The following is a 25,574-nucleotide window of genomic DNA, read 5'->3' as shown; positions in this document are numbered from 1 at the left end:
CAAGCAGCGAGCGACCGCGTCGCGCGCGATGGCGCCCTAGGACTTCATCGCCCTGGTCAGGTTCTCGGCGACCTTGTCGAGGAAGCCCTCGGTGGTCAGCCAGCCCTGCTGGTCGCCGACCAGAAGCGCCAGGTCCTTGGTCATGTGGCCGCTTTCGACGGTTTGGACGACGACACGCTCCAGCGTCTCGGCGAAGGCGGCGAGTTCGGCGTTGCCGTCCAGCTTGGCGCGGTGCGAGAAGCCGCGGGTCCAGGCGAAGATCGAGGCGATCGAGTTGGTCGAGGTGGCCTCGCCCTTCTGGTGCTGCCGGTAGTGGCGGGTGACGGTGCCGTGGGCGGCCTCCGATTCCAGCACCTTGCCGTCCGGCGTCATCAGCACGGAGGTCATCAGGCCCAGCGAGCCGAAGCCCTGCGCCACCACGTCGGACTGCACGTCGCCATCGTAGTTCTTGCAGGCCCAGACGAAGCCGCCCGACCATTTGATGGCCGCGGCCACCATGTCGTCGATCAGGCGGTGCTCGTAGGTCAGGCCCTTTTCCTTGAACTCGGCCGCGAACTCCTCGTCGAACACCTTCTGGAAGATGTCCTTGAAGCGACCGTCATAGGCCTTGAGGATGGTGTTCTTGGTCGAGAGATAGACCGGGAAATTCCGCTGCAGGCCGAACGAGAAGCTGGCGCGGGCGAACTCGGTGATCGAGTCGTCGAGGTTGTACATGCCCATGGCCACGCCAGCCGAGGGGAAGTCGAACACCTCGTGCTCGATGACCTGGCCGTCCTCGCCCTGGAATTTGATGGTCAGCTTGCCGGGACCGGGGACGAGGAAGTCGGTGGCCTTGTACTGGTCGCCGAAGGCATGGCGGCCGACGACGATCGGCTGGGTCCAGCCGGGGACCAGACGCGGCACGTTCGAGCAGATGATCGGCTCGCGGAAGACCACGCCGCCGAGGATGTTGCGGATCGTGCCGTTCGGCGACTTCCACATCTTCTTGAGGCCGAACTCCTTCACCCGCGCCTCGTCGGGGGTGATGGTGGCGCATTTCACGCCGACGCCGTGCTTCTGGATGGCGTGGGCCGCATCGACCGTCACCTGGTCGTCGGTGGCGTCCCGGTTCTCCATGCCGAGGTCGTAGTAGTCGAGCTCGAGATCGAGGAAGGGGAAGACCAGCTTGTCCTTGATCATCTGCCAGATGATCCGGGTCATCTCGTCGCCGTCGATGTCCACGATGGGATTGGCGACCTTGATCTTGGCCATGCGGGTTCGCGCCTCTGATTGGGATGGGGAGTGAGGCGGGCGGTATAGCGGCGCGGGGGCGCGGGCGCAAAGGGCGGCGGAGACGCCGGCCAAGCAGGAGTGTATCGTCGTTCCCGGAGAGGCCGCTCATTGGGGGAGACGCACATGAACCATTGGAAATCGGCCCTGGCGTGGGCGGGCAGCCTGGTGATCCTGTCCGCCTGCGGACCCGCCGACGCCTCGGGGGAGACGGCGGCGAGCATCCCGTCCACGGCGTCAGGCGGGACGCAGACGACGGCGGCGGCGCCCGGCATGGCTTCCGAAACCCGGACCTTCCGCGACTGGATGGCTATCTGCGACAACGGCAACGCCTGCTTCGCCTTCGGCCCGGGCCGCGAGGGGCTTGGCTGGATCCGGGTCGCCATCCAGCCGGGGCCGGACGCGCAGCCGGAGGTCGCCGCGGGATACTGGCCGGGTGAGGCCGAAGGGACCGGCGCCTTCGCCCTGACCATCGATGGCGTCGGTTATCCGATGAGCCTGGCCACCGATGACCCGGTGGCCGCCGAAGTCCCTGCCGCGCGGGCTTTGGAAGTGGCGCGAGCGCTCGCCAACGGGAGCGCCGCCCGGATTGGTGCGGACCATGAGCTTTCGCTGTCCGGCGCGGCCGCCGCCCTGCTCTGGATCGACGAACGGCAAGGCCGGGTGAACACGGTGACGGCCCTGCGGCGGCCCGGGCGCCGAGCCGCCGCCAGCGTCCGGGCCGCGCCGCCGCTTCCGGTGGTCACCCCGGCCCCAGCCGTGTCGCAGACAGGCTTTGGGGATCAGAACCAGGTCCTTCCGGCGGCGTTGGAGGCTGTGCCGGCGGTGGCGGCGTGCCGCGCCGAAACATCGGAACACTGGATCGGGAAGGAAGTGATGTCGGCCCGCCTGAACGCCACGACCGAGCTCTGGGCCGTCCCCTGTTTCGCGGGCGCCTACAACATGGGACACGACTGGTACGTCACCGGCCCCGGCGGCCGCGATCCCCGCCCCGCGCGGCTGGCCTCGACCTCGGACGATCCCGGAGCGGGGACGATCAACGGCGGCTATTCGCCGGAAACCCGCACCATCGTCGCCTTCGCCAAGGGGCGGGGTGTCGGCGACTGCGGAACCGCCTCGACCTGGACGTGGACCGGACGCGAGTTCGTGCTGACCCACGAATCTGAAATGCGGGAGTGCTGGGGCGTGCCGTCCGACTACTGGCCGACGACGTGGCGGACGCGTTGAACGACCGCGGGCCTGAGGTCCTGATCATCGGCGCCGGGCCGGCCGGCCTGACCGCCGCCACCTACCTGGCCCGCTTCCGGCGTCGGGTGCTCGTCGCCGACGGAGGCCCGCCGCGGGCGTGCTGGATACCGGTCAGCCACAACCTGCCCGGCTTTCCGCAGGGCATCACCGGCGAGGCCATCATCCGGAGGATGACCGAACAGGCGCTGGAATATGACGCCGTGATCGAGCCCGGCCGGGTCGCGGACCTGGAACGGGACGGCGAGGACTTCCGCGCCCGGCTGAACGGGCGGACGGTACGGGCCCGCGCGGTGCTGCTGGCCACCGGCGTAGTCGACCATCATCCGGACCTGCCCGGGGTCGAGCGCGCCATCGAGCGGTCGCTGGTCCGCATCTGCCCGATCTGCGACGGCTACGAGGCCATCGACAAGGCCGTGGCGATCATCGGGCAGGACGACAAGGGCGTGCGCGAAGCGGCCTTCCTGCGCACCTATTCCAGCCGGGTGACGCTGATCCATATCGGCCCCCCGGACGCCCTGACCGCGGAGGACGAACTGCGACGCATGGGCGTCGAACTGATCCGCGCCCCGATCGACAACGTCCGGCTGGAAGGCGACCGGGTGACGGCGCTGGGCTGGGGCGGGAGCTTTCGCGTCTTCGACCTGGTCTATTCGGCGCTGGGCACGTCGCCGAACGCAGAACTGGCGGGGGCCCTGGGTGCGCGGGTCGGCGACGACGGCTGCCTGCTGGTCGACACCCATCAGGCGACCAGTGTGCCCGGACTCTACGCAGCCGGGGACGTGGTGCGCGGGCTGAACCAGATCGCCGTGGCGGGAGCCGAGGCCGCCATCGCGGCGACGGCCATTCACAACGTCTTGCGCGAGGCGGACGGCTGGACCGTCGACCAGCCCGACGCAAGCGCCCCGGAGCCGTGAGAGCTGGCGGCTACCCCCGGGTCCGGGACGAGGCCTCGCCGGCGACGATAGCGGCGGCGTCCGATCAGCGGCTCGCGGGCGTCACCACCCGCAGCGGCTTGCGGATTCGGGCCCGGCTGCGGCTGCGCCGCCAGTCGTTGAGCACGGACACCCAACCCCATGCGGGCTCCTTATGCGTGTGGTGGATCTCTTCCATGACGGCCTCCTGAACTTCCTGCGGTGAGGGCAACGCCAAAATGAGCTTGACAGGCGCGGCCCGCAAACCAGATTGGCCCGGCGCAACATAAGGGACGCTTATGTCCGATCCCCTCGCCGGCATCCCCCTCGCCTCGATCCGCGTGTTCGAGGCCGCCGCGCGGCTGAACAGCTTCACCCGCGCCGCCGAGGAGCTGGGCATGACCCAGGCGGCGGTGAGCTGGCAGATCAAGGCGCTGGAGGGCCGGCTCGGCCAGAGCCTGTTCCGTCGCCTGCCGCGCGAGGTCGTGCCGACCGAGGCCGGCGAACGGCTGTCGCGCGCGGCGACCGAGGCCATGAGCCTGCTGCGGCGGGCGCTCTCGGACCTTACGGAGGCGGATCAGGCGATCCTGTCGATCACCACCCTCGCCACGCTGGCGACCCAGTGGCTGGCGCCACGCCTTGGGGAATTCCAGCTGGCGCATCCGGAACTGGCTGTGCGGCTCGACACGGCGGCGCATCTGATCGACCTGTCGCGGGAGGGCTTCGACGTCGGCATCCGATCTGGCACGGGCGAGTGGCCGGGCGTGGAAAGCGTCGAGGTCATGCCGAGCGTGTTCACGCCGGTCTGCAGCCCCCGTCTCCGCGACCGGCTGGGGCTTGAGACGGCCGAGGATCTGCTGAAGGCGCCCCGCATCGGGATGGAGAAGGAATGGGCGGTGTGGTTCGCCGCCGCGGGCGTCGCCGCCGACGGTCAGACGCCGTCGCGGCTGCGCGCCGACTATCAGGCGCTGGAGGTGGCGTCGGCGCTGGGGGACCAGGGCGTGGCGTTGGCCTCGCCGATCCTGTTCGCCCGGGAACTGGCGGCGGGCCTGCTGGTCCAGCCGGCGCCCCTCTCGGTCAAGCTGATCCCCGGCTACGCCTACTGGCTGGTCTGGCCTGAAGGCCGCCGGCGCTCACCCAAGATCGCCCGGTTCCGCGACTGGATCCTGGCCGCCGCCGCCGCGGATCCGAGCGTTCGCGCCGCCCGCGAGGCGGTCGAGGCGGACTGACCCGTCAGTTCATCCGGGCTGCGGTCCAGCCGTCCACGACGCGTTCCAGCACGGTCAGGGGCACGCCGCCGCCCGCCAATGCGACATCGTGGAAGTCCCTGAGATCGAACCGGTCGCCGAGCGCCGCCCTGGCCTTCCCGCGCAGCCGGACCCACTCGTTGTGGCCCACCTTGTAGGCGCAGGCCTGGCCGGGCCAGCCGCAGTAGCGCTCGACCTCGCTTGTCGAGGCGCTCTCCTGATCGCCGAGCGTCTCGACCATGTAACGAATTCCCTGCTCGCGGCTCCAGCGTTTCGAGTGAATGCCGGTGTCGACCACCAGGCGGGCGGCGCGGAACATCAGCGACTGCAGATACCCGACCTGACCCAGCGGATCGCTCTCATAGGCGCCGAGTTCATCGGCCAGCTGTTCGGCGTAGAGGCCCCAGCCTTCGACATAGCTGGAGAAGAAGACGAGATTCATCAGCTTCGGCGCGGCCTCGCTCTCCTGCTGGATGGCGATCTGGAAGTGATGGCCCGGGATGGCCTCGTGGTAGGTCAGGGTCGGCAAGGTCCACTTCGGCCACTCCGAAGTGTCGCGCAGGTTGATGTAGTAGATGCCTGGCCGGGAGCCATCGAGACTGGGCGAGTTGTAGTAGCCGAGCGAGGCGCCGGCCTCGATCTCGGGGGGGACGCGCTTGATCTCGACGCCGGACTTCGGGAGGCGGCCGAAGGCCCGCGGCAGGCGCGCCTGCATGGCCTGCATCTGGCGGTTCAGGTCGGCGATCAGATCGGTCTTGCCGGCATCGGTGTTCGGGTAGGCGTAGCGGGGGTCGGCGCCGAGGGCGGCGATGCGGGCGGCGACGGACCCCTGCGTCATCCCCTGCGCCTTCAGCAGCGCGTCGGCGCGGGCCGTCAGGTCGGCGACCTGCTCAAGACCGATGCGATGGATCTCGTCCGCGCCAAGCCGGGTGGTGGTGATGTAGTGCAGGCTGTTGGCGTAGTATTTCTCGCCATCGGGCAGGCGGGCGACGGTCGCCTCATGGCCGGCGGTGGGCAGGCGCTGCTTGAGCAGGGCGGTCTGGGCGGCAAGGGCCGGATAGACGCGGTCGGACAGCAGGCGCTCGACCCGCGGCCCCCAGTCGCCGGCGATTCCCTTCTCGGCCGTGCGACGGACGATGGAGGCGACCATGGGCGAGTCCGCGGCACGCGTCCCGGTCATGCCCTCCTGCTGCGAGATGGCCTTGGCCATGATGAAGTCGGGCGGGGTGACGCCGCGGGCGTAGTCTTCGCGGACACGCTCGGTCTCGGCGGTCAGGACGTTGGCGAAGGCGTCGATGCGTGAGACGTAGGCCTCGGCGTCGGCGGCGTTTTCAATGCGGTGCTGACTGTCGAGGAAGTCGGGGATCGACTGGTAGGCGCCGGACTGCTGGCTGACGCGGTAGATGTCGGGCCAGCCGCCCTGTCCGTAGGGGATGTCGTAGGTGGCGATCACCGCGTCCCAGTTGGCGACGAGGGTGTCGTAATGGATGGCGGACTGGCCGGTCAGGGCGGCCCGGTCGATGGTCGCGAGTTCGCGGCGGAGACCACGGATCAGTTGCCGGCTCTTCTCCTCCTCGGCAAGGGTCGGGACCGAGAGCTGCGACGCCGCCGCGGCGCGTTCTCCGGTGTCGAGGCCGAAAGAGGTCACCGTCTCGGGCGAACTGTCGAGGATGCGCTCGAAGGCCCGGTCCATAAAGGCGGCAAGCTGGGCCGATGCGCCGCTCTGGCGCGGGCTGGCGAAGGCGGGCGCACCCGCAGCGACGAGACCGACACCGGCTCCGGCGGTCATGAGAAGCTTGCGGCGGTCGATCATGGCGGGCTCCGTTCGAGGCGCCGACAGCTATGACCGTCGCTGGACAAGCAGCAAGTTACGGAACGTTCACCTGCCGGCGGTCACGAGCGCATCAGGTTCTCCAGCACGGACAGCGGAGTCGAACCATTGGCCAGCACCGCGTCGTGGAAGGCGCGCAGGTTGAAGCCCGGACGGGCCTGCGCCTCGGCCCGCAGGCGCGCGATCACGGTATGGCCGATCTTGTAGGCGCAGGCCTGACCCGGCATGACGCAGTAGCGGTTGATCTCGCTGTTGGCGGCGCCGACCGGCTTGGCGCCCGAGGCGACCATGTAGTCGACCGCCTGTTCCCGGCTCCAGCGCTTGTGGTGCAGGCCGGTGTCGACGACCAGCCGCACGGCGCGGAACAGGTAGGACATCAGGAAGCCGACGCGGCCGAGCGGATCGTCGGCGTAGACGTCGAGGTCGTCGGCGGCCACCGCCTCCGCGTAGAGGGCCCAGCCTTCGTTGTAGGCCGAGAAGCCGTTGGCGCGACGCCAGGCGGGCAGACTTTCGGTCTCTCGCTGCAGGGCGACCTGCAGGTGATGGCCCGGCGAGGCCTCGTGGTAGGTCAGGGTCGGCAGGGCGAACTTCGGCCAGTTCGCCGTGTCGCGCAGGTTGATGTAGTAGGCGCCGGGCCTCGAACCGTCGAGCGGCGGGCCCTGGTAGTAGCCGCCGGGTGCGCCGGCCTCGATGGCCGGAGGCACCCTGCGGACCTCGACCTTTGAGCGCGGCAGGCGACCGAACAGGCGGGGCAGAAGCGGGTCGAGGGCGGCGACCTGGCGGTTCAGGCTCTCGATCAGGGCGGCCTTGCCCTCGTCCGTGTTGGGCCAGAGCTGGGCTGGATCCTTGTTGAGGGCGTCTATGCGGGCGCCGACCGTACCCCCGGTCATGCCCTGCGCCTTGAGGATCGCATCGATCTCGGCGCTGATCGAGGCCACCTGTTCGAGGCCGACGGCGTGGACCTCATCCGGAGTCATGCCGGTGGTGGTCCAGTATTTCAGGCCGTGGGCGTAGAAGCGCTCGCCGTCGGGCAGGCGCCAGACGCCGGCGTCGTGGACCGCTGCCGGGCGAAGGCGTTCGAAGGCGGCGATCTGGCGATCCAGAGCCGGGTTGACCTCCGCCTCGACCAGCGCCGCGCCGCGGTCGCCGTAGCCGGACAGGCCGAGGGCCGTCGCCTTGCGCTCAAGCGTGCGGATCATGGCCATTTCGGCGGCGGGCTGGCCGCGCAGCGCCCCCAGTTGGCCCAGCGTCAGGTCGATGACGAAGTCCGGCGGGACGACGCCCTTGCCGGCGTCGCGGGTCATGCGGTCGGTCTCGGCGTCGAGGTTGGGCCCGAAGGCCGACAGGCGGGCGAGGAAGGCCTCGGCCCCGTCGCGGTCCTCGACCCGGTGCTGGGTGTCCATGAAGTCCGGGACGGTGAAGTAGGACCCGGTCATCTGGTTGACGAGGTAGGGCCCCATCCGCCCGCCCTCGATGGCCGAGCCGTAGTCGAACGATGCGCCGGTCGAGGCGGTCTGGGCGCGGAAGGCGGCGACGGCGAGGTTGATGGTCCCGGGGCGGGTCAGGCCGGTCTGGTCGAAGTCGGCGAGGGCCTGCAGGCGGGCGTCGGCGGTCGTCCGATCGGCCATCCAGGCGGCCTCGCTACGGTCGCTGAGTTTCGACGACAGATGGGCCCGCTCGCCACGGTCGAGGCCGAGGTTGGTGGCGGTTTCGGGCGAACTGTCGACGTCCTCGTCGAACCAGCGGTTCAGCATCGCGTCCAAGCGGTCGTCCGCGTCGCTGAGGGCGAAGACGGGGCCCGCAGCGGCCATGCCGGCTCCCGCGGCGGCGGTCAGAAGCAGTCGGCGGCGGTCGATCATGGCGTGGCCCTCCCCTGGGAGCGACAGGTTGCGCCGAACGGCCGCGCTTCGACAAGCGTCAGCTTTCGTCGGTTTCCAGAACGCCGCCATGCGGGAGGATGGCCGCAGAGGACGGGAGCAGGATCATGGGCAGAGGACTTCGGGCGGCGGCGGTCGCGGTGGCGGCGATGGCGGCGGCGGGGTGCAGCAGCGACCCGGCCTTCTGGGAGGCGGTCGCGGTCGGTCTCGACCAGGCGGCGGCCGACCTGGAGTACGAAAACGCCTACTGCTACCGGGGCACGTCGTCGGTCGCGCCAAACGTCCAGCAGCGATACTGCCCGGGCGATTACGGATACCGGGACTTCCATATTCCGCCCCAGTCCCCCTACTGGCGCGAGCGTCACCATGGCGACCGCGGCCGGGATGACGGGCGCAGCGACCACGGGCGGCGCGGCAAATAGCCTAGGCCGCGCGCAGCTCCTGCTTGACCCGCTCGGCGAGGGTCTTGATGTCGAGCGGCTTGGGCAGGAAGGAGACGCCGACCTCGTCCTGGAGCAGGTCGGAGAAGTCGCTCTCGGCGTAGCCCGAAATGAACATGACCGGCGCGTCGCCGAGGAAGGGCCGGGCCTTCTTGAGCAGGGACGGGCCGTCGAGGCCGGGCATGATGACGTCGGAGATCATCATGTCGATGGTCCCGGCGTGCTCCTCGGCCAGGGCCAGGGCCTCCTCGCCGTCGGCCGCCTCGATCACCTCGTAGCCGCGCTGGCGCAGCAGGCGGGCGGCGATGCCGCGAACGGCCGCCTCGTCCTCGACGAACAGGATGCGGCCGGCGCCCGACAGGTCGCGGGGCGCCTTGGCGACCTTCTCGACCACCGGCGTTTCGGCCAGCTCGGCCTCGGCCGCCTCGGGCAGGAAGATGCGGAAGGCGGCGCCGGCGCCTTCGAGGTTGGAGACGTTGATGTGGCCGCCGGCCTGTTCGACGATGCCGTAGACGGTGGCCAGGCCCATGCCGGTGCCCTCGTTCACCGCCTTGGTGGTGAAGAAGGGCTCGAAGATCTTGCCGAGGATGTCGGGCGGGACGCCCGGGCCGGTGTCGGAGACCTCGATCAGGGCCACGGCGTCCGTGGTGGGGTGGGTCCAGCCCAGGGCGCGCGCCTCGTCGGCGGACAGGCGGGCGGTGCGGATGGTGACCACGCCGGCCCCCGGCTCGACCATGCCGCGCATGGCGTCGCGGGCGTTGACGGCGAGGTTCATCACCGCGGTCTCGAGCTGGCTCTTGTCGGCCAGCACCACCGGCAGGTCGCGGCCGTAGTCAGTCTCGAGCCGCACGTCCTCGCGCAGCAGGCGGCGCAGCAGGACGGCGAACTCGCCGACCAGTTCGCCGAGGTCGAGCCGTTCGCGGCGGACGGTCGACTTGCGCGAGAAGGCCAGCAGCTTGCGCACCAGGTCGGCGGCGCGGATGGCGGTCTGGCGGATTTCGTTGAGGCCCTCGTAGGAGGGATCGCCGACCGGGTGGCGCTCCAGCAGGCCGGAGAGCTGGAGCTGGATGGCGGTCAGCAGGTTGTTGAAGTCGTGGGCCACGCCGCCGGCCAGCTGGCCCACGGCCTGCATCTTCTGGGCCTGCGACAGCTGCAGCTCCATCGACTTCTGGGCCGAGACGTCGAACAGCCAGATGCGCCGCTTGTCGCCCTCGGGGGCGACGTAGAGGTGGAGCATCTTGTCCGGGAAGGCGCGGGCGACCAGCTCGATGGGGCCGGAGGAGCCGGCGGCCAGCCTGGCCCGGGCCTCGGCCACCAGGGCGGGATCGAAGAGGTGGCCGAAGGCGGCGTCGCGGGCGGCGGCGGGGCCGGTCAGGACGGCGAGTGCGGCGTTGGCCTCCTCGACCTTGCCGCCGAACAGGTCCTCGGCCGCGATCACGGCGGAGCCGAAGGGGGCGCCGGCGGCCATGGCGCGGCTCTCGGCGGCGCTCGAACCGGGCGCGGGCGCGCCGCTGGTGATCACCGGAATGGCGGCGTCGGGGGCGGCCCGGACGAGGAAACGCCCCTCCCCGGCCATGCCGATCAGCACCTCCTGCTCGCGGTCGCCGATGACGACGATGGCGCGGCCCTGTTCGCCGGCGCGGGCCTGGGCGAAGGCCATGTACAGGGCCGAGGCCGAGCGGCCCTTGGGCAGGGTGGTGAGGGCGCCGTTGCTCTCGGCCCAGGCGGCGTTGAAGGCCAGCACCTGCCCGGACGCCCAGACCAGGGCGGCGGGCTCGGCCATGGCGTCGAGCAGGTCGACGGTGGTGTCGCCCAGCGGCTTGCGGCCTTCCCCGCGGGCGAAGGCGAACAGGCCGATCAGGGCCACGGCGCCGACGGTGAAGATCAGCACCAGTCCGGGCGCGCTCATCGGATCGGCCCGGAAGGCCGGATAGGCCAGGGCCCCCACCGCCACGACGAAGCCGATCGCCATGACGATGAGCAGCGGATCGAAGCCCTTGCGGTCGGTTGCGGTCATGTCGCCTCGGCCCGAATCATTGGGGCGTTTCCGGCAATAGTGGTCCGTAAGCGGTCCGGGGGCGAATCCGGGCGAGCCAAGGCCGGGAATGAACGTCGGGTGGAGATTTTACCCGGGTGAAATCGCGAAAGATGGTGTGGCGCCGTCGGCAGGGTCGGCAGGCTCTTCGGGAATTCGCGGGGGCAGAGTCGGCAGAGTCTACATCGGCGCGCCTCGGGCGGTGCGGCGGGGATGCGGTTGTCAAAGACCGGCGCCTGCCGGAGCGACAGGACGGACGGCATTATGCGCCCGCTGTCTTCTCAGGCGGGAAGATTGGTTTTAGAAACGGTGAAGTGGCTGAAAAGACGAGAGAACGCCCACAAAATCAGACTATAATTCCCCAGATTGCCAGCACAGCGACGCGCGATTTCCTTCTTCCCTCCGCGGGAGAAGGTGGCTCGCGGAGCGAGTCGGATGAGGGGGATGTCTGACGCGAACTCGCGGGCAGCCGGTCCGGAGCCGACTCACCCCTCATCCGCCCCTCCGCGGCACCTTCTCCCCACGCACGAGAAACAGCCCGCCCGTTACCGCTCCGAAGAGCACCGGGCCGAGATCCGCCGCGCCTGGGAGGGCGGGGCGACGGGGGCGTCGCTGGCGAAGCGGTATGATGTGGGGCTGGCCAATCTGTGGCGGCGAAGGGCGGAGGAGGCGTGGGAGCGCAAGCCGGCGCCGGACCCCGTGCCTGAGCCGGTCGAGGGCTGGGAGCGGTTCGCGGAGAAGCAGCGGGACGCGTTCGAATTCCGGCTGAACGAGACGCGGGCGGTGGCCACGCAGCTCGCCGGGGCGATGGCGGGCGGGGGGCTGGAGGGGGCGCCGCTGTGGCACCTCGGCTTCGTGCTGAAGTGGCGGGAAGCGCATCTGACGGCGGAGACGGCGGCGCGGGACCGGGACTGGGCCCGGCGCCATGGCTGGACCGGGAAGATGTGGGACGAGGACGGGCGGCTGGAGCCGTTGATGTGGCTGGACGGGGTGACGCTGCACGCCAACCGGGCGGCGTGGCGGGAGGACGCGGGGCTGCCGGACGGCGTGGCCGGGGACTGGCCGTAGGGAACCCCGCCCCCTCGCGCCCGGTTGCCCTTGCGACCCGCGCCCCCGCGCCCCGCAGCCCGCAAGGAGACCCCGCCATGTCCGTCGTCGACAAGGTTCTTTCGAAGATCACCCCCCTGCCGTCGGAGGAGAAGCGCGCCGAGGCGACGGCCGAGGCCCGCGCCCGCGCCACGCCCGGCGACTGGCTGTCGATGGCGCTGGACCACCACGACCGCATCCGCGAGGCCTTCGCCGCCTGCGGCCGCGCCGAGTCGGCCGAGGCCCGCGCCGTGGCCATGAAGGAGCTGGCCCTGGTGCTGAACGGCCATTCCCTGGCCGAGGAGGTGGTGCTGTATCCGGCCCTGGCCCAGTGCGGCGAGAAGATGCACGCCGGCCACGCCTATGCCGAACAGACCACGGCCAAGATGCAGATGGCCGAGCTGGAGAACATCGCGCCCTCGACGCCCGAGTGGAAGGACAAGCTGAAGCACATCGAGGGGGCGGTGCTGACCCACATCTATGAGGAGGAATCGAGCTGGTTCCTGCGCCTCAAGGAGAAGGGCGAGCACCAGGCCCACCTGGGCGACCGCTTCCGCGAGGAGTTCGAGCGCTATTGCGGCGCGGGCGCGGCGGACGGGTCCGGACGCCGCGGCGACGGCTCCCTCGCCGCCTCGTCCGCGGCCCCTATGAGCCCGATCGACTGAGGGGATGAGCCGATGACCCAGACGCCGCTGCAGGAACAGGAGGCCGCCGGGACGATGGCCGCCGGGGCCGACCTCGGCGAGCTCGATCCCACGGCCGGGGTGGTGCGGGCGCGGCCCCGGGGGCTGCGCGTCGCCGGCGCCTGGGCCGCCGCCGCCCTGCTCCCCGCCGCCGTGCTGCTGATGCGGAGGCGCCGGCGGCGATGACGGGGCCGGGGGGCGAGCAGATCTGACTCCTTCTCCCGCAAGGGGAGAAGGACCGCTATACGGCGGGGATGCCCTCCACACGCCTCCAGGCCCTGCTCGTCCTCGTCGCCTCCGCCGCGGTGCTGGGGCTGGCCCCGATCCTCGTGCGGCTGGCCGACACGGGGCCGGCGGCGGCGGGCTTCTGGCGCTTCGCCTTCGCCCTGCCGCTGCTGCTGGCGCTGGTGAGCCGGCCGGGCCAGGCGGCGGACGAGCGCGGGCCGGGGCGGCCCTCGATGCTGATCGCGCTGGCGGCGCTGTTCTTCGTGCTGGACCTGTCCTTCTGGCATTATTCGATCGCCTTCACCTCGGTGGCCAACGCCACCACCCTGACCAATCTGACGCCGGTGGTGGTGACGGCCGTGGCCTGGCTGGCCTTCCGCGAGCGGCCGAAGGCGCTGTTCCTCGTGGCCCTGGCGGTGGCGCTGGCCGGGGCGTGGACGATGTCGGCGGGGGCCGACGGTCGGCAGGGGCCGAACCCGCGGCTGGGCGACCTGTTCGCGGCGGTGACGGCGCTCTGGTACGCCGGCTATTTCCTGACCGTGAAGGTGCTGCGCGGGCGGGTCTCCGCGGGGCGGATCATGCTGTGGTCGACGGCGCTGGGGGCGCCGCTGCTGCTGGGCGTGTCCCTGGCGTTGGGCGAGCCGCTGGCCCCGGCCTCGGCCGCCGGCTGGCTGGCCTGCGCCGGCCTGGGCGTGGTGCATGTGGCGGGCCAGGGCGGGGTGGCCTGGTCGCTCGGCCGGCTGCCGGCGGCGCTGGCGGCGGTGACGGTGCTGATCCAGCCGGTGGTGGCGGCGGTGCTGGGCTGGCTGCTGTTCGCCGAGACCATGACGGGCGCGCAGCTGGCGGGCGCCGCCGCCCTGCTGGCCGGGGTGGTGCTGGCGCAGATGTCGGCGCTCAAAAAGAAAGGCGCGGAAGCCGAAGCCGCCGCGCCCGTCTCATGATTGTGTCGGTCGGATCAGAGGAGTTTCAGATCCACCGCCGAGGTCTTGCCGCGCTGGGATTCCAGCTCGTATTCGACCTTGGCGTTCTCATCGAGGCCTTGCAGGCCCGCCTTCTGAACGGCGGTGATGTGGACGAAGACGTCCTGACCGCCGCCATCGGGCTGGATGAAGCCGAAACCCTTGGTCGGGTTGAACCACTTGACCGTGCCGGTCGCCATGTTGCGTCTCCTAAACGCGCTTTCCAGGCAGGCGCCCCTCCAAGGGCGCCCGTCAGTCCATCTGGACGGCTCGTTCAGGCGAAGGAGCAGGCACGGGTGTGGACGCCGCGCGAAATCCGGACTGCGGGGCATTTCTCTCGCGCAAAGCGGGGCCGGTCAACCGCAAACCGAGTCGACAGGGTTACCGCCCGTCAGGCGCACAGGCCGCGGTCCGCGCCGTCCAGGTGCAGGTGGTCCCTGTGGGCCTCGTTGTAGTCCGGCGTGAGAACGGTCGAGAACACGCGGCAGGCGCCGTCCCGGATCCGCTTCAGGAAGCTGCGGCCCCCGGCCCGGCGGCCGTCCTCTCCGGCCCAGTCTCCGGCCACCGAGACGGTCCGCCCGTCCTCGAGCGTCACCCCGGCGATGTCCAGCGCATTGGCCCGCGCATGCTCCGACGGCCGTACCGCCGCGTCGGTCTGGCCGTACAGGCGGCGGCAGGAATAGGAGCCGTAGTTCTGGACGCTGGCGACCCTCGATCCGAACGTCGCCTCCGCCGCCGGCTGCAGCACCTGCCGGTCCCAGATGACGTAGCGCACCGCCAGCGGGCACTGCATGACGAGGCCCCCGGGAGCCAGCGGCGTGACCGCCCCGCCGGTGATCCTGACCGCCCCGCGCACGACGCAGAAGCCGCCGTCGTCGCGGTCCTCGGCCCGTTCGACGGTGACGCCCGCCTCGCGCAGCACCTGGATGCAGGCGTCGGTGACCGCCTTGACCTCCTCCGGCGCGGCGGTGCGGGCCAGTTCGAAATCGGCCACCTTGGCCGCCGTCGCCTGGCCGATGGGATGGCTCAGGTCGAGCGGCTTCCACGGCAGGTCCTGGTGCGGGGCGAAGGCGTTGAGCAGGGCGAAGGCCGCGCACAGGCCGAGCCCGGCTTCCCACAGCAGGTTCCAGAAATCGGCGAAGTCGCGGTCCATGCCCCGCCAGACTTACGCGGCGGTGGCGGCCTCCGCCAGTCGGCGGACCAGGGTCTGGCAGGCGCGCTGGCCCGCCGCGCCGTCGTTGGACAGGGCGATGAAGCCGAGGCCCCGCTCCGGCGCCGCCAGCACGGTGGCGAACCACATCGTATTGGAGCCATTGTGGCTGATCGTCGGCCCCGGTCCGCCGACACCGGCCCAGGGCGCGCTGCCGACGCCCCAGCCGGCCGCATAGGCCGGCGGCGAACCGGCGGCGGGGGTCAGCAGCCGGCGGCGGGTCTCGTCGCCGAGCCAGCCCGGCGCCCCGCCCATCATGGCGGACACGAACCGGCTGTAGTCGGACAGGCTCATGTGCGCCGTTCCCGCCGGACCGAGCGCCCGGGGATTGTCAGCGAAGCCCGTCGGATCGATTCCGACGCCGCCCCGGTGTCCCCACGGCGCCTCGCCCCGCGGCGCTCCGAAGCCCGCCGAGTCCAGCCCCAGCGGCGCATACAGCTCGGCCTCCATCGCCGCCTCCCAGGCCTGGCCGGTCAGGGCCTCGATGGCGGCGCCGAGGACGATGTAGTTGCCGTTGCCATAGGAGAACTGGCCCACGGGACCGGCGGGCGGGGACGCCAGCGCCCGCGCCGCGAACGCCGCCCTCTGCTCGGGCAGGGGCCGCTGATCCGCATGGGCTCCGATCAGCCAGGCCTGATCCAGCAGCCCGGCGTCGAGAAGGCCGGCGCGGTGGCGCATCAGCTGATCGAGCGTGGCGCCGGCCCAGGCGGTATCCATCGTCAGGCCCGGCAGGGCCTCGGCGAGGGGCATGTCCCACCGCGCGCGGCCCTGATCGACCAGGCGGCCGAACACGGCGGCGGTCATCGCCTTGGTGTTGGAGCCGAGGTGCCAGCGATCCTCCAGCGTGGCCTTCGCCTCATGCCCGGCGCGCCGCACGCCGCGCACGCCCGACCAGGTCACGCCGTCGCGGGTCACGATCGCCGCCGCCAGCCCCGGCGGCCCTTCGGCGAAGGCCGCGTCAAGGGCGGCTTCGGCCGCCGCGCCGGGCTCCTGCGCCCGTGCGAACCGTGGGACGGCGGCGAGAGGCAGGGCGGCGAGGCCGGCGAGCAGGGTGCGGCGGCTGGCGATCATGGACGTCTCCCAAGCGGATCGTCAGGCTACGATGGAGGCTGCCCTCGATGCACGTGAGAAGGAGGACAGGTCCAGGGCCGCATGTCGCCACGGTCGCAATGATCGCGCAACACGACTGCAACATTGCCGCCGTCGGCCGGCAGGCGCACGCTGTGCGCATGGGAAAGAAAACCGACGCATACGAGGCCGAGCTGGAACGCCTGCAGATCCTGCTGGTGGAGACCCAGGCCTGGACCATCGAGACGGGCGCCAAGACGCTGATCGTCTTCGAGGGCCGGGATTCCGCCGGCAAGGACGGCGCCATCAAGCGCATCACCGAACACATGGCCTTGCGGCAGACGCGCGTCGTCGCCCTGCCCAAACCGACCGAGCGCGAGACCGGCCAGTGGTATTTCCAGCGCTACGTCCCGCACCTGCCGGCCGAGGGCGAGACCGTGCTGTTCAACCGCTCCTGGTACAACCGCGCCGGGGTCGAGCGGGTCATGGGCTTCTGCGAGCCGGGGCAGTACGCCCAGTTCCTCAAGGACGCGCCCCATTTCGAACGGATGCTTGCGGACGGCGGCATCAACATCATCAAGCTGTGGCTGGATATCACCAGGGCCGAGCAGGCCGAGCGTCTGGCCGCCCGCGTCGCCGACCCGCTGAAGCGGTTCAAGGTGTCCTCGCTGGACGCCGAGGCGCAGGAGCGCTGGGACGCCTACAGCACCGCCCGCGACCGCATGCTGGACCAGACCGACCACCGGACGGCGCCCTGGACCGTCGTCGCCACCGACCACAAGAAGACGGCGCGGCTGAACATCATCCGACACATACTGAGGACGATCGGCGGCCCCGGCGCCGCGGCCGACAAGCCCGATCCCGACGTGGTCTTTCCCGCCGCCAAATCCGGCGGACGGCTCGCCGCCTGATCAGAAACCCAGCTCGGCCCGCAACGTCACCGGATTGACGCCCTCCGCCCTCAGCCGGGCCAGGGTGACCGAGTTGTCCCGCTTGGCGAACCGTCGGCCGTCCGCCCCGGTCAGCAGCCGGTGGTGACGGTAGACCGGGGTCGGCCAGCCCATCAGCGCCTGGAGCAGGACCTGGACGTGCGTCGCCTCGAACAGATCCTCCCCCCGGATCACATGGTTGACGCCCTGAAGGTCGTCGTCGTGGGTGACGGCCACATGATAGGCGGTTCCCGCGTCCTTGCGGGCCACCACGACGTCGCCCGCGGTCTCCGGACGGGCGCGGATCAGGCCGCGTTCGCCGCCGGGACCCTGGCCGTCCTCGACGAAGGCGAGCGCCTCCCAGGCGCGTCCCCCGAGAACCTCCCGCGCCCGGTCCAGCGACAGCCGCCAGGCGAAGGGCCGCTGTTCGGCCAGCAGGGCGGCTTCCTCGTCGGCGGGATGCGGACCCGGCCGCACCGCTTCGGCGGCGCCGTGAGGCGCGTCGCCGATGGCGTCCAGGATGTCCTTGCGGGTGCGGAAGCAGCGGTACAGCAGGCCGCGGCGATTCAAGACGTCCACCACCCCGGCGTAGTCGGTCAGATGCTCCGACTGCCGCCGCACCGGCTCCTCCCAGTCCAGACCCAGCCAGGCCAGATCCTCAAGGATGCCGGCGTCGAACTCGGGCCGGCATCGCGTGGGATCGATGTCCTCGATGCGCAGGATGAAGCGTCCGCCCGCGTCGCGCGCCGCCCGCCAAGCGGTCAGGGCCGAAAACGCGTGGCCCTTGTGGAGCCGGCCGGTGGGCGAGGGGGCGAAGCGGGTGGCGAACATGGGCGCAGGATAGCGGGAAGCGGACGCGATCACACCGGCCTGCTTGCCGCCGCCGGGGCCGGCGCTAGGGTCGCCGGATGCAGACACCCTACTGGCTGGACGACATCGAGGCGGCGCGCCGGACCATCGTCGAGCTCGACCCGTCGCTGGCGCGGGCCCACGCCCAGACCCCCGCCTTCGAATGGCGGCGTCGCATCGGCGGCTTCGAGGGGCTGTTCCACATGATCGTCGACCAGCAGGTCTCGCTCGCCTCGGCCGCCGCGATCTGGGCGCGCGTCGAGACCGGGCTGGGCGGCGAGGTGACGCCGCAACGCATGCTGGCGACCGATATCGAGACCCTGCGCAGCTTCGGCCTCTCGATCCAGAAGGCGACCTACGGGCACGAGATCGCCCGCGCCCATGTCGAGGGCCGCATCGATTTCGATCATCTGGAACGGCTCTCGGACGAGGAGGCCATCGCCCGGCTGACCGCCATCAAGGGCGTTGGCAAATGGACGGCCGAGACCTTCCTGATGTTCTGCGAGGGCCGCCGGGATGTTTTCCCCGCCGGCGATATCGCCCTGCAGGAGGCGATGCGCTGGGCCGACGGGGCGGCGCTGCGTCCGCGGGAGAAGGAGGCCTATGCCCGCGCCGAAATCTGGCGTCCGCACCGCAGCGTTGCGGCGCATCTGCTGTGGGGATGGTATGGAGCGGTGAAGCGCGGCGTGGTCGCGCTGGAGGAGGCTTCGTCTCTCAAGTAGGCGAGCGCCGCGCGCGAGACGATAGAGAGACATCAGAGTGACGCCCATCGTCGACCCCGGACTGGCCACTCCCGAGACCGTGCTCGGCGCGCTGGACTTCGCCGGCGTGGCGGTGTTCGCCGCCACGGGCGCGCTGGCGGCGGCGCGCGAGCGGCACGACCTCGTCACCTTCGCCTTCTTCGGCGCCATCACCGGAGTCGGCGGCGGCACGCTGCGCGACCTGTTGATCGGCGCGCCGGTGTTCTGGGTCGGCGACTGGCGCTACATCGCCGTCTGCGTCGCCGCCTCGCTGGCCGTTTGGGTGGTCGGGGCCCGGCCCTGGCGGTTCCGGGCCCTGCTGTGGCTCGACGCCATCGGCCTCGCCGCCTATGGCGTCTTCGGCGCCGCCAAGGCCGAGATCTTCGGCGTGGCCCCGCTGATCTGCATCGTCATGGGGGCCCTGACCGCCTGCTTCGGCGGCATCGTCCGCGACCTGCTGGCCGGCCAGCCTTCGATCCTGCTCCGGCGCGAGATCACCGTCTCCGCCGCCCTGCTGGCCGCGACGATCTATGTGGTGGCCCGTTTCGCGGGACTGGAGGCGTGGCCGGCGGCCCTGATCGCCGCCCCCTGCGGCTTCGCCCTGCGCGCCGGCGCCCTCGTCTGGGGGTGGAGTCTGCCGGCCTTCCCGGGGAGCGCGGCGCGGGGCTGAGCGTTGTCGAACCGTCATTCGGCCGTCATCGCCAAGCTGTCGAATCAGGCGTAGGATTCGGGCACAGCCAGGGAAGGAGACGTGTCTTCAGTCCGGTCGCGTCGATAAACCTCATCCGAGCGGCGAGGGCCTGATGCAGGTCCTGGACCGCCCTCCGTCCGGCTGGCCCGCGCTGGTGCTCAACGCTGACTTCCGGCCGCTGTCCTACTACCCGCTGTCGATCTGGCCGTGGGAGGAGGTGGTCAAGGCGGTGTACCAGGACCGGGTCGATGTGGTTTCGACCTATGACAAGGTCGTGCGCAGCCCGTCGATGGAGATCGTCCTGCCCAGCGTCATCGCGCTGAAGAATTACGTCGATCAGGACCGGCAGCCCGCCTTCACCCGCTTCAACGTCTTCCTGCGCGACGGCTTCGCCTGCCAGTACTGCAATGCGACCACCGAGCTGACCTTTGACCATGTCATCCCGCGCAGCCGGGGCGGGCGCACGACGTGGGAGAACATCGTCGCCGCCTGCAGCCCCTGCAATCTGAAAAAGGGCGGGCGCACGCCGCAGCAGGCCGGCATGCCGATCCGCCGGGCCCCTCACCGGCCCAGCGCCTGGCAGCTCCAGGAGTTCGGACGGCGCTTCCCACCGCACTACCTGCATCAGAGCTGGCTCGACTACCTGTACTGGGACATCGAACTGGAGCCCTGAGCCGGCGGCCCCTTCGCCTTCTTGCGCCGCCGCTGCTGTTCGGCTCGCCGTGGACGCGCCCGCGGCGGCGATGAGCCATTTCGGGATACTCCTGATACGGGAACTGAACCCGTTCTCGCGCGGTTTGGATGTCGAGGTAATCGGGAGAGATGCCATGAAGAAGACGCTTGCGGCCATCACGGCCGGATGCCTGTTGATCGCCGGTCAGGCGGCCGCGGCCGGCCAGAGCTTCACCCGCGTGGGCGACAGGATCGGAGCCAAGGCCGACGCCTCGAGCGAATTCCGCGGCATTCCGATCATCCCCCTCATCGCCATCGCCGGCGTGCTCGCGGCTGCGATCGTGGTCGTTTCGGGCGACGATTCCGAGAGCGATTGAACCGTCCAACTGACGGATTGACGAAATCATGGGGCCGGTTCAGTCCGACCCCATGAAAATCCGTGTCCGCGCCGAACTCGTCTATCGCTTCGACCCGCCCACGGATGCGATCTACAAGATCCAGGTCGCCCACTGGCCGGGACAGACGATCCTCGAGGAGCGGCTGACCGCCGCCCCCGCCGTGGCCTTCGCCGAGGACCAGGACGAGGAGTTCGGGGCCAGAACCCTGCGCGCCCACCTGTCCGGCGACGTCGCCCTGACCTATGAGGCGGTGGTCGACAACGGCACGCTGAAGGGCCTGCCGCCGGTGACGGTGCAGCACGACTGGGGCGACCTCCCGGCCGAGGTGCTGCCCTATCTGAACCCCAGCCGCTATTGCCCGTCCGACCAGTTCGGGCGCTTCGCCGAACGCACCTTCGGCGGCACGGTCGGGGGCGATCGGGTGCTCAGGATCCTCGACTGGATCAGGGCCGAGATCGACTACGAGCCGGGCGCCTCGGACAGCGAGACCACGGCGGCCCGCACCTTCATCGACCGCGCCGGCGTGTGCCGCGACTTCACCCACATGGGCATCACCCTGTGCCGCGCCTCGGGCATTCCAGCCCGGGCGGTCAGCGCCTATGCCCACCAGCTGACGCCGCCGGACTTCCACGCCATCTTCGAGGTCTGGCTGTCGGACGGCTGGTGGCTGGTCGATCCGACAGGGCTGGCCCCGGTCGAGGGTCTGGTGCGCATCGCCTGCGGCCGCGACGCCGCCGACATCGCCTTCCTGACCACCCAGGGGCGCTGCGAACTGGTCCGGCAATCGGTGACGGCGGAAGCGGTCTAGTCGTCCTCGCCGTCCGCCGCCTTCCACGCCTCGATGAATTCGAGCCGGCGCAGCACCTTGTTGTCGGGGTCGATCAACACATGGGCTGCCGACGGCGCCGCGATCCGGCCGCGGCCGTCGGCCATCGGGACGGTCTGGCGGCGGCCGTCGATCTCGACCTCGACGGGCATGGGGAAGGCGGCGCCGTCGCCGGTGACCCATTCCAGCGCCAGTTCGCCGTCCACCCGGGTCTGCCGCAGGTCCGGCAGGGCGGCCTGGTAGAGGTAGCCGCGGAAGAACCAGGTCAGGTCGCGCCCGGCCTCCTCGTTGACGATGGCCATGAACTCTTCGGTCGTGCCGTAGCGCGGCCTGAACTCGCCCGGGCGGGGCGTCGCCGTGCCGTAGACCAGCCGCGTCACCGAGCGGAAGAAGGCCTCGTCGCCGATCAGCATGCGCAGGCTGTGGGCGATCTGCGAGCCCTTGTTGTAGATGTCCAGGCCGGGACCGGTGTCGTCCTGGTAGACCTCGTCCTCGGACCTCTCCTCGCCGGAGACGACGGGGAACCGGTTGATCAGGTCGCGGCGCTGCTCGAGCAGCGAGGCCTGCATGAACATCTCGCCGTTCAGCCAGCGGTCGTAGAGCGGCTGCATGTAGCTGCCGAGGCCCTCGTGCAGCCACATGTCGTCGGCGTTGCGGTTGGTCAGCTGGTTGCCGAACCATTCGTGCGACAGTTCGTGGTGCAGCAGCCAGTCGAAGCCGCGGCCGTCGAGCTTGTATTCGTTGCCATAGGCATTGATCGTCTGGTGCTCCATGCCCAGGTGCGGCGTCTCGACCACGCCCATCTTCTCGTCGCCGAAGGGGTAGGGGCCGACGGTCGCCTCGTAGAAGTCCAGCATCGGCGCGATCTCGTCGAACAGGGCCCGGGCCCTGGCGGGGTCGTCCGACTTCAGATGCCAGTACTGGATGGGATAGGTGTTGCCGAAGCGGCTCTCGTAGGCGCCGGAGATCTCGACGTAGGGGCCGATGTTGAGGGCGATGGCGTAGGTGTTCGGATTGGCGGCCGACCAGTTCCAGGTGGTCCAGCCGTTCCCGTGGTCGACCGTGCCGAGGAATTTGCCGTTCGAGGGCGCCGACAGGTTCGACGGCACGGTGATGTGCAGGTCGACCCGCCCGGGCTCGGCCAGAGGATGGTCGATGCACGGCCAGAAGATGTCGCAGCCCTCCGGCTGGACGGCCGTGGCGATCCACGGCTCGCCCGTCGGCGCGGTGGCCCAGACGAAGCCGCCGTCCCAGGGGGCGCGCGGGGCCACGCGGGGCTGGCCGGCATAGGCGATGCGCAGCCGGGCAGTCCCGCCGGCGGCCAGCGGCTCGGCCAGCTCGACGGTCATCCGGCCCTCGGGATTGGACCAGCGCTCCGCGGGGACGGGGACGCCGTCCACCGCCACCGCGGAGACGGTCAGCAGGGTGTCGAGCTCGACCACCAGCCGCTCGACGGGCGCGGTGGCGGTGAACTCCAGCACGGCCACCGCGTCGATGGCCTTGTCGTCCGGGATGACGCGGATCGTGAGGTCCGCCCTGTCGAAGCGCACCGCCAGTTGCTCGGGCGCCCGCGGCTGATCGGTGCCGAGCGTGAAGGCCGTCGATTCCCGCGCCGGCGTCGTCCCGGCCTCCTGTGCGTGCGCACCGGTCGCGGCGAGGGCCGCTGCGGCGATGAGGGCCGCCTGCCGCCTCATTGCGAGGCCTCCCGGCGGACCCGCTGAGCCTGCCGCCAGGCCTGGAGCCGGTCGACCTCGTCGAGCTGGCGCAGCACCTTGTTGGCGGGATCGATGATCACGATCGCTCCGGGCGGCGTATCGATGAAGCCCCGGCCGTCGCGCATGTCGAGCACCCGGACCCGTCCGTTGACCTCGACCTCCAGCGGCATCGGGAATATCCCGGCGGGTGTCGACCATTCCAGGTTCAGCCGGTCGCCGTCGCGCGTCTCCTTCAGGACGGGCAGAGAGGCCTCGTACAGATAGGCGTTGAAGAACCAGTCGTAGTTCCGGCCGGTCACCTCGTTGACGATGCGGTTGTAGTCGGGCGTCGAGCGCGTCACCGGCCGGAAATTGCCCGGCGCCGGGTCCGGGCGGCCGTATACCAGGATGCGCAGGGCCTCGAAGAAGTCCCGGTCGCCGATCGTCATGCGCAGGGTGTGGGCGATCAGGGAGCCCTTGGAATAGATGTCGCCGCCGGGCCCGGTGGGCCGGTTGTAGACGTCGTCGACGGTCTGGGCCCGGCGCGACACCACGGGCGCGCGGTTCATCAGCCCGTCGCGCTGATCCGCCAGTTCGCGCTGCATGTAGCGTTCGCCGCGCAGCCAGCGCGCATAGAGCGGCTGCATATAGCTGCCCAGTCCCTCGTGCAGCCACATGTCGTCGGCGTTCCAGTTGGTCAGCTGGTTGGCGAACCACTCGTGGGCGAACTCGTGCTGCAGCAGGTCGTCGTAGCCGTGGCCGTCGATGTCGTAGCCGTTGCCGTAGGCGTTCAGCGTCTGGTGCTCCATGCCCAGGTACGGCGTCTCGACCACGCCCATCTTCTCGTCGCCGAACGGGAAGGGCCCGACATAGGCCTCGAAGAAGTCCAGCATCTGCGGGAACTCGGCGAACAGCCGCTGCACGTCCTCGGGCTTGTCGGACTTCAGGTGCCAGTAGTGCATCGGAATGACGTTGCCGAACCGGCTGCGGTACTCGCCCGTGACCTCCTCGAACGGGCCGACGTTGACGTTCACCGCATAGATGTTCGGGTGCTGGATGCTCCAGTTCCACGTCGTGGTGCCGTCCCCGTTGTCGGTCTTGCCCTGGAACACGCCATTGCCCGGCGCCGACAGGTTCGAAGGCACGGTCAGGTGCAGATCCACCTGGCCCGGCTCGGCGTTCGAATTGTCGATACAGGGAAAGATGAGGTCGCAGCCGTCCAGCTGGACCGCCGAGCCGATCCAGGGCTCGCCGGTCGGCGCGGTCGACCAGACGAACCCGCCATTCCATGGCGCGCGCCGGGCCGTATGGGGCTGGCCGCCATAGGCGATCCGCAGCGACGTCCGGGCCCCCTCGGCCAGCGGCCGCGGCAGCTGGATCGTCATCCGGCCCTCGGGATTGCTCCACTGGTCGCGGGCGAGGGTCTGGCCGTCCACCTGGACGTCGGTCACGTCATACAGCGCGTCCAATTCCACCACGAGCCGCTCGAGGGGCGCGAGCAGGGTGAAGTCCAGCACCGCGACGCCGCGGATGGCCTTGTCCTCGGGCAGGACGGTGATCGCCAGGTCCGCCTTGTCGAAACGGATCGCCTCCTGTTCGGGTGTCCGGGGCTGGTCGGTCTCGAGGGTGAAGGCCGAGGCCTCCGGCCCGCCGGCGGCGTTGCGGTCCTGCGCGAGAGCGCCGGTGGCCATCAGGGCCAGCGCGCTGGTCATCGCCACGGCGCGCCCAAAGGTTCTCAGCATTATCCAGCCCCGTCCTGTTGACCGGCGGGACGGTAGGCGATGGACCCGGCCCGACAAATGAACTCCCTGTAATCTTAGTCCTCGAGCAGGCGGGCCTTGCGCTGGACCCGGGTCGCGCGCCGGGCCCACGCCTTGTCGATCTGCTCGCGCAGCCGGTCGTCGTCGGCGGCTTCATAGCGGACCAGCACCGCGGGCCAGCCCTGGAAATGCGGTGTCTTGAAGTAGGTCTGCGGTTCGGTCTCCATCAGCAAATCGATGTCGCCGTGATCCAGCGACAGCGACACGGCGTCCGGCAGGCGGGTGTCGTTGACCAGCAGCTTGCCCCTCAGCCGCACGCAGCGGACCCCGTGCAGCGTCGAGTCCTCGGTGTCGGGCAAGGACAGGGCGTAGGCGTACATCTCTTCGCGCGTCATCGTCCTTCCTCCCAGGCGGGCAGGGCGGCCATGCGCCGCCTGGTGGAGACCCCCTTCCCGTCTGTGTTCAGACTGGCCCGACAACCCGGATGCGCGCAAAGAAAAAGGCCGGTGTTTCCACCGGCCTCTTCAGAACTCTATGTCGTCGCCGATCAGGCGGCGGCTTGTTCGGCCAGCTTGGCCTTGACCTGGCGCTTGATGCGCTGGGCCGCCGCCGACAGCTGCTCGTCGCGGGCCTTGACGATGAACGGGTCCAGGCCGCCCTTGTAGTCCAGGGTGCGCAGCGCGGCGTTCGAGATGCGCAGGGAGAAGGTCTGGCCGAGGGCCTCCGAAGCGACCTTGACCGTCTTCAGCGACGGCAGGAACCGGCGCTTGGTCTTGATGTTCGAGTGGCTCACGCTGTGGCCGACCATCGGGCCGATACCGGTGAGTTCGCAGCGACGCGACATCTGACTATCCTTCGGAGCGGTCCACGATAAGAAGCGGACGCATGAAACAGGTGCGCGCGGGAGGTCATCCCGCGCGAGAGGG

At 70.4% G+C, this 25,574-nt stretch carries 27 protein-coding genes; 14 read left to right on the top strand and 13 right to left on the bottom strand.

From position 1 onward, the window contains the following. Positions 1-36: 36 nt before the first annotated feature. Positions 37-1,251, bottom strand: a complete 1,215-nt coding sequence (locus tag VEA62_RS09610) for an NADP-dependent isocitrate dehydrogenase (RefSeq protein WP_324820988.1) — start codon at positions 1,249-1,251, stop codon at positions 37-39. A 144-nt stretch (positions 1,252-1,395) separates the two neighbouring features. On the opposite strand from VEA62_RS09610, the gene VEA62_RS09605 reads away from it, so the two are divergent. Both VEA62_RS09605 and VEA62_RS09600 read left to right on the top strand, forming a co-directional pair. Further along, entirely contained in the window at positions 1,396-2,496 is a 1,101-nt protein-coding gene (locus VEA62_RS09605) for a DUF1176 domain-containing protein (RefSeq protein ID WP_324820986.1), read from the top strand. Beyond that, complete coding sequence (locus tag VEA62_RS09600) at positions 2,445-3,431, top strand: NAD(P)/FAD-dependent oxidoreductase (RefSeq protein WP_324820983.1); 987 nt, start codon at positions 2,445-2,447, stop codon at positions 3,429-3,431. The genes VEA62_RS09605 and VEA62_RS09600 overlap by 52 nt, the downstream gene beginning before the upstream one ends. Positions 3,432-3,495: 64 nt before the next feature. On the opposite strand, the gene VEA62_RS09595 is transcribed toward VEA62_RS09600, so the two are convergent. Further along, on the bottom strand, positions 3,496-3,627 hold the full coding sequence (locus VEA62_RS09595; RefSeq protein WP_324820980.1) for a hypothetical protein: 132 nt from the start codon (positions 3,625-3,627) through the stop codon (positions 3,496-3,498). Positions 3,628-3,727: 100 nt separating this feature from the next. On the opposite strand from VEA62_RS09595, the gene VEA62_RS09590 reads away from it, so the two are divergent. Next, a complete protein-coding gene (locus VEA62_RS09590; RefSeq protein WP_324820977.1) occupies positions 3,728-4,657 on the top strand; it encodes a LysR substrate-binding domain-containing protein in 930 nt (309 codons plus the stop codon). A gap of 4 nt (positions 4,658-4,661) precedes the next feature. Here the strand turns inward: VEA62_RS09590 and VEA62_RS09585 are convergent, their stop codons facing one another. Together VEA62_RS09585 and VEA62_RS09580 are read right to left on the bottom strand one after the other, a co-directional pair. Then, positions 4,662-6,488 carry a DUF885 domain-containing protein gene (locus VEA62_RS09585; RefSeq protein WP_324820975.1) on the bottom strand — a complete coding sequence of 609 codons (1,827 nt, stop codon included), beginning with the start codon at positions 6,486-6,488 and terminating at the stop codon, positions 4,662-4,664. An 80-nt stretch (positions 6,489-6,568) separates the two neighbouring features. Continuing rightward, entirely contained in the window at positions 6,569-8,365 is a 1,797-nt protein-coding gene (locus VEA62_RS09580) for a DUF885 domain-containing protein (protein WP_324820972.1), read from the bottom strand. 125 nt (positions 8,366-8,490) lie between these two features. Between VEA62_RS09580 and VEA62_RS09575 the strand changes: the two genes are divergently transcribed. Beyond that, positions 8,491-8,805, top strand: coding sequence for a hypothetical protein (locus tag VEA62_RS09575; protein WP_324820970.1), 315 nt, complete (start codon positions 8,491-8,493; stop codon positions 8,803-8,805). A gap of 1 nt (position 8,806) precedes the next feature. Here VEA62_RS09575 and cckA read toward each other — a convergent pair whose 3' ends face one another. Then, on the bottom strand, positions 8,807-10,840 hold the full coding sequence (gene cckA, locus VEA62_RS09570) for a cell cycle histidine kinase CckA (RefSeq protein ID WP_324820967.1): 2,034 nt from the start codon (positions 10,838-10,840) through the stop codon (positions 8,807-8,809). A 462-nt stretch (positions 10,841-11,302) separates the two neighbouring features. Between cckA and VEA62_RS09565 the strand changes: the two genes are divergently transcribed. The 4 genes from VEA62_RS09565 (at position 11,303) to VEA62_RS09550 (ending at position 13,793) form a co-directional block, all read left to right on the top strand. Next, positions 11,303-11,926 carry a hypothetical protein gene (locus VEA62_RS09565; protein ID WP_324820965.1) on the top strand — a complete coding sequence of 208 codons (624 nt, stop codon included), beginning with the start codon at positions 11,303-11,305 and terminating at the stop codon, positions 11,924-11,926. A gap of 77 nt (positions 11,927-12,003) precedes the next feature. Beyond that, on the top strand, positions 12,004-12,609 hold the full coding sequence (locus tag VEA62_RS09560; RefSeq protein ID WP_324820962.1) for a hemerythrin domain-containing protein: 606 nt from the start codon (positions 12,004-12,006) through the stop codon (positions 12,607-12,609). A gap of 12 nt (positions 12,610-12,621) precedes the next feature. Continuing rightward, positions 12,622-12,813 carry a hypothetical protein gene (locus VEA62_RS09555; protein ID WP_324820959.1) on the top strand — a complete coding sequence of 64 codons (192 nt, stop codon included), beginning with the start codon at positions 12,622-12,624 and terminating at the stop codon, positions 12,811-12,813. A gap of 68 nt (positions 12,814-12,881) precedes the next feature. Beyond that, on the top strand, positions 12,882-13,793 hold the full coding sequence (locus tag VEA62_RS09550; RefSeq protein WP_324820957.1) for a DMT family transporter: 912 nt from the start codon (positions 12,882-12,884) through the stop codon (positions 13,791-13,793). Positions 13,794-13,807: 14 nt separating this feature from the next. Here the strand turns inward: VEA62_RS09550 and VEA62_RS09545 are convergent, their stop codons facing one another. The 3 genes from VEA62_RS09545 to VEA62_RS09535 form a co-directional block, all read right to left on the bottom strand. After that, complete coding sequence (locus tag VEA62_RS09545; protein ID WP_183254651.1) at positions 13,808-14,011, bottom strand: cold-shock protein; 204 nt, start codon at positions 14,009-14,011, stop codon at positions 13,808-13,810. Between the two features lie 191 nt (positions 14,012-14,202). Then, positions 14,203-14,964: an extensin family protein gene (locus VEA62_RS09540; RefSeq protein WP_324820954.1), complete on the bottom strand. Its 762-nt coding sequence runs from the start codon at positions 14,962-14,964 to the stop codon at positions 14,203-14,205. 12 nt (positions 14,965-14,976) lie between these two features. Beyond that, the gene (locus VEA62_RS09535; RefSeq protein ID WP_324820952.1) at positions 14,977-16,092 is read right to left on the bottom strand and encodes a serine hydrolase domain-containing protein; all 1,116 of its coding nucleotides are present in this window, start codon (positions 16,090-16,092) and stop codon (positions 14,977-14,979) included. 158 nt (positions 16,093-16,250) lie between these two features. Between VEA62_RS09535 and ppk2 the strand changes: the two genes are divergently transcribed. Next, entirely contained in the window at positions 16,251-17,000 is a 750-nt protein-coding gene (gene ppk2, locus VEA62_RS09530) for a polyphosphate kinase 2 (protein WP_324820949.1), read from the top strand. On the opposite strand, the gene gluQRS is transcribed toward ppk2, so the two are convergent. Then, a complete protein-coding gene (gluQRS, locus tag VEA62_RS09525) occupies positions 17,001-17,849 on the bottom strand; it encodes a tRNA glutamyl-Q(34) synthetase GluQRS (RefSeq protein WP_324820947.1) in 849 nt (282 codons plus the stop codon). It lies immediately after the preceding gene. A gap of 77 nt (positions 17,850-17,926) precedes the next feature. Between gluQRS and VEA62_RS09520 the strand changes: the two genes are divergently transcribed. The 5 genes from VEA62_RS09520 to VEA62_RS09500 all read left to right on the top strand — a co-directional run bounded on the left by VEA62_RS09520 (position 17,927) and on the right by VEA62_RS09500 (position 21,176). Then, entirely contained in the window at positions 17,927-18,589 is a 663-nt protein-coding gene (locus VEA62_RS09520) for a DNA-3-methyladenine glycosylase (RefSeq protein ID WP_324820944.1), read from the top strand. A 37-nt stretch (positions 18,590-18,626) separates the two neighbouring features. Beyond that, complete coding sequence (locus VEA62_RS09515; protein WP_324820942.1) at positions 18,627-19,277, top strand: trimeric intracellular cation channel family protein; 651 nt, start codon at positions 18,627-18,629, stop codon at positions 19,275-19,277. Between the two features lie 133 nt (positions 19,278-19,410). Then, on the top strand, positions 19,411-19,971 hold the full coding sequence (locus VEA62_RS09510; RefSeq protein WP_324820940.1) for an HNH endonuclease: 561 nt from the start codon (positions 19,411-19,413) through the stop codon (positions 19,969-19,971). Between the two features lie 49 nt (positions 19,972-20,020). Beyond that, on the top strand, positions 20,021-20,347 hold the full coding sequence (locus VEA62_RS09505) for a hypothetical protein (protein WP_324820937.1): 327 nt from the start codon (positions 20,021-20,023) through the stop codon (positions 20,345-20,347). A gap of 52 nt (positions 20,348-20,399) precedes the next feature. Next, positions 20,400-21,176 carry a transglutaminase family protein gene (locus tag VEA62_RS09500; protein ID WP_324820934.1) on the top strand — a complete coding sequence of 259 codons (777 nt, stop codon included), beginning with the start codon at positions 20,400-20,402 and terminating at the stop codon, positions 21,174-21,176. On the opposite strand, the gene VEA62_RS09495 is transcribed toward VEA62_RS09500, so the two are convergent. The 4 genes from VEA62_RS09495 to rpmB form a co-directional block, all read right to left on the bottom strand. Next, the gene (locus VEA62_RS09495) at positions 21,173-22,888 is read right to left on the bottom strand and encodes a M1 family metallopeptidase (RefSeq protein WP_324820932.1); all 1,716 of its coding nucleotides are present in this window, start codon (positions 22,886-22,888) and stop codon (positions 21,173-21,175) included. The two genes, VEA62_RS09500 and VEA62_RS09495, sit on opposite strands and share 4 nt — an antisense overlap. Further along, the gene (locus VEA62_RS09490; RefSeq protein WP_324820929.1) at positions 22,885-24,630 is read right to left on the bottom strand and encodes a M1 family metallopeptidase; all 1,746 of its coding nucleotides are present in this window, start codon (positions 24,628-24,630) and stop codon (positions 22,885-22,887) included. Before VEA62_RS09490 ends, VEA62_RS09495 begins: the two co-directional genes overlap by 4 nt. 74 nt (positions 24,631-24,704) lie before the next feature. Then, positions 24,705-25,043 (bottom strand): MmcQ/YjbR family DNA-binding protein, encoded by a 339-nt coding sequence (locus VEA62_RS09485; RefSeq protein WP_324820926.1) that lies wholly within the window; start codon positions 25,041-25,043, stop codon positions 24,705-24,707. 152 nt (positions 25,044-25,195) lie between these two features. After that, positions 25,196-25,492: a 50S ribosomal protein L28 gene (rpmB, locus tag VEA62_RS09480; RefSeq protein ID WP_324820924.1), complete on the bottom strand. Its 297-nt coding sequence runs from the start codon at positions 25,490-25,492 to the stop codon at positions 25,196-25,198. Positions 25,493-25,574: the final 82 nt, after the last annotated feature.

Source organism: Brevundimonas sp. (assembly GCF_035627475.1).
In the GTDB taxonomy this organism is placed as follows: domain Bacteria; phylum Pseudomonadota; class Alphaproteobacteria; order Caulobacterales; family Caulobacteraceae; genus Brevundimonas.
Note: the sequence above shows the minus strand (reverse complement) of the source record. Positions and strands in the feature narration are given on the sequence as shown.

Excerpts from the sequence above, each read along its gene's own strand:
- VEA62_RS09535 (WP_324820952.1), bottom strand. The coding sequence starts at position 16,092 with ATGATCGCCAGCCGCCGCACCCTGCTCGCCGGCCTCGCCGCCCTGCCT.
- VEA62_RS09590 (WP_324820977.1), top strand. The coding sequence starts at position 3,728 with ATGTCCGATCCCCTCGCCGGCATCCCCCTCGCCTCGATCCGCGTGTTC.
- VEA62_RS09560 (WP_324820962.1), top strand. The coding sequence starts at position 12,004 with ATGTCCGTCGTCGACAAGGTTCTTTCGAAGATCACCCCCCTGCCGTCG.
- VEA62_RS09520 (WP_324820944.1), top strand. The coding sequence starts at position 17,927 with ATGCAGACACCCTACTGGCTGGACGACATCGAGGCGGCGCGCCGGACC.
- VEA62_RS09605 (WP_324820986.1), top strand. The coding sequence starts at position 1,396 with ATGAACCATTGGAAATCGGCCCTGGCGTGGGCGGGCAGCCTGGTGATC.
- gluQRS (WP_324820947.1), bottom strand. The coding sequence starts at position 17,849 with ATGTTCGCCACCCGCTTCGCCCCCTCGCCCACCGGCCGGCTCCACAAG.
- VEA62_RS09580 (WP_324820972.1), bottom strand. The coding sequence starts at position 8,365 with ATGATCGACCGCCGCCGACTGCTTCTGACCGCCGCCGCGGGAGCCGGC.
- ppk2 (WP_324820949.1), top strand. The coding sequence starts at position 16,251 with ATGGGAAAGAAAACCGACGCATACGAGGCCGAGCTGGAACGCCTGCAG.
- VEA62_RS09610 (WP_324820988.1), bottom strand. The coding sequence starts at position 1,251 with ATGGCCAAGATCAAGGTCGCCAATCCCATCGTGGACATCGACGGCGAC.
- VEA62_RS09510 (WP_324820940.1), top strand. The coding sequence starts at position 19,411 with ATGCAGGTCCTGGACCGCCCTCCGTCCGGCTGGCCCGCGCTGGTGCTC.
- VEA62_RS09595 (WP_324820980.1), bottom strand. The coding sequence starts at position 3,627 with ATGGAAGAGATCCACCACACGCATAAGGAGCCCGCATGGGGTTGGGTG.
- cckA (WP_324820967.1), bottom strand. The coding sequence starts at position 10,840 with ATGACCGCAACCGACCGCAAGGGCTTCGATCCGCTGCTCATCGTCATG.
- VEA62_RS09490 (WP_324820929.1), bottom strand. The coding sequence starts at position 24,630 with ATGCTGAGAACCTTTGGGCGCGCCGTGGCGATGACCAGCGCGCTGGCC.
- VEA62_RS09585 (WP_324820975.1), bottom strand. The coding sequence starts at position 6,488 with ATGATCGACCGCCGCAAGCTTCTCATGACCGCCGGAGCCGGTGTCGGT.
- VEA62_RS09555 (WP_324820959.1), top strand. The coding sequence starts at position 12,622 with ATGACCCAGACGCCGCTGCAGGAACAGGAGGCCGCCGGGACGATGGCC.
- VEA62_RS09485 (WP_324820926.1), bottom strand. The coding sequence starts at position 25,043 with ATGACGCGCGAAGAGATGTACGCCTACGCCCTGTCCTTGCCCGACACC.
- VEA62_RS09540 (WP_324820954.1), bottom strand. The coding sequence starts at position 14,964 with ATGGACCGCGACTTCGCCGATTTCTGGAACCTGCTGTGGGAAGCCGGG.
- VEA62_RS09550 (WP_324820957.1), top strand. The coding sequence starts at position 12,882 with ATGCCCTCCACACGCCTCCAGGCCCTGCTCGTCCTCGTCGCCTCCGCC.
- VEA62_RS09495 (WP_324820932.1), bottom strand. The coding sequence starts at position 22,888 with ATGAGGCGGCAGGCGGCCCTCATCGCCGCAGCGGCCCTCGCCGCGACC.
- VEA62_RS09500 (WP_324820934.1), top strand. The coding sequence starts at position 20,400 with ATGAAAATCCGTGTCCGCGCCGAACTCGTCTATCGCTTCGACCCGCCC.
- VEA62_RS09575 (WP_324820970.1), top strand. The coding sequence starts at position 8,491 with ATGGGCAGAGGACTTCGGGCGGCGGCGGTCGCGGTGGCGGCGATGGCG.
- rpmB (WP_324820924.1), bottom strand. The coding sequence starts at position 25,492 with ATGTCGCGTCGCTGCGAACTCACCGGTATCGGCCCGATGGTCGGCCAC.
- VEA62_RS09545 (WP_183254651.1), bottom strand. The coding sequence starts at position 14,011 with ATGGCGACCGGCACGGTCAAGTGGTTCAACCCGACCAAGGGTTTCGGC.
- VEA62_RS09565 (WP_324820965.1), top strand. The coding sequence starts at position 11,303 with ATGTCTGACGCGAACTCGCGGGCAGCCGGTCCGGAGCCGACTCACCCC.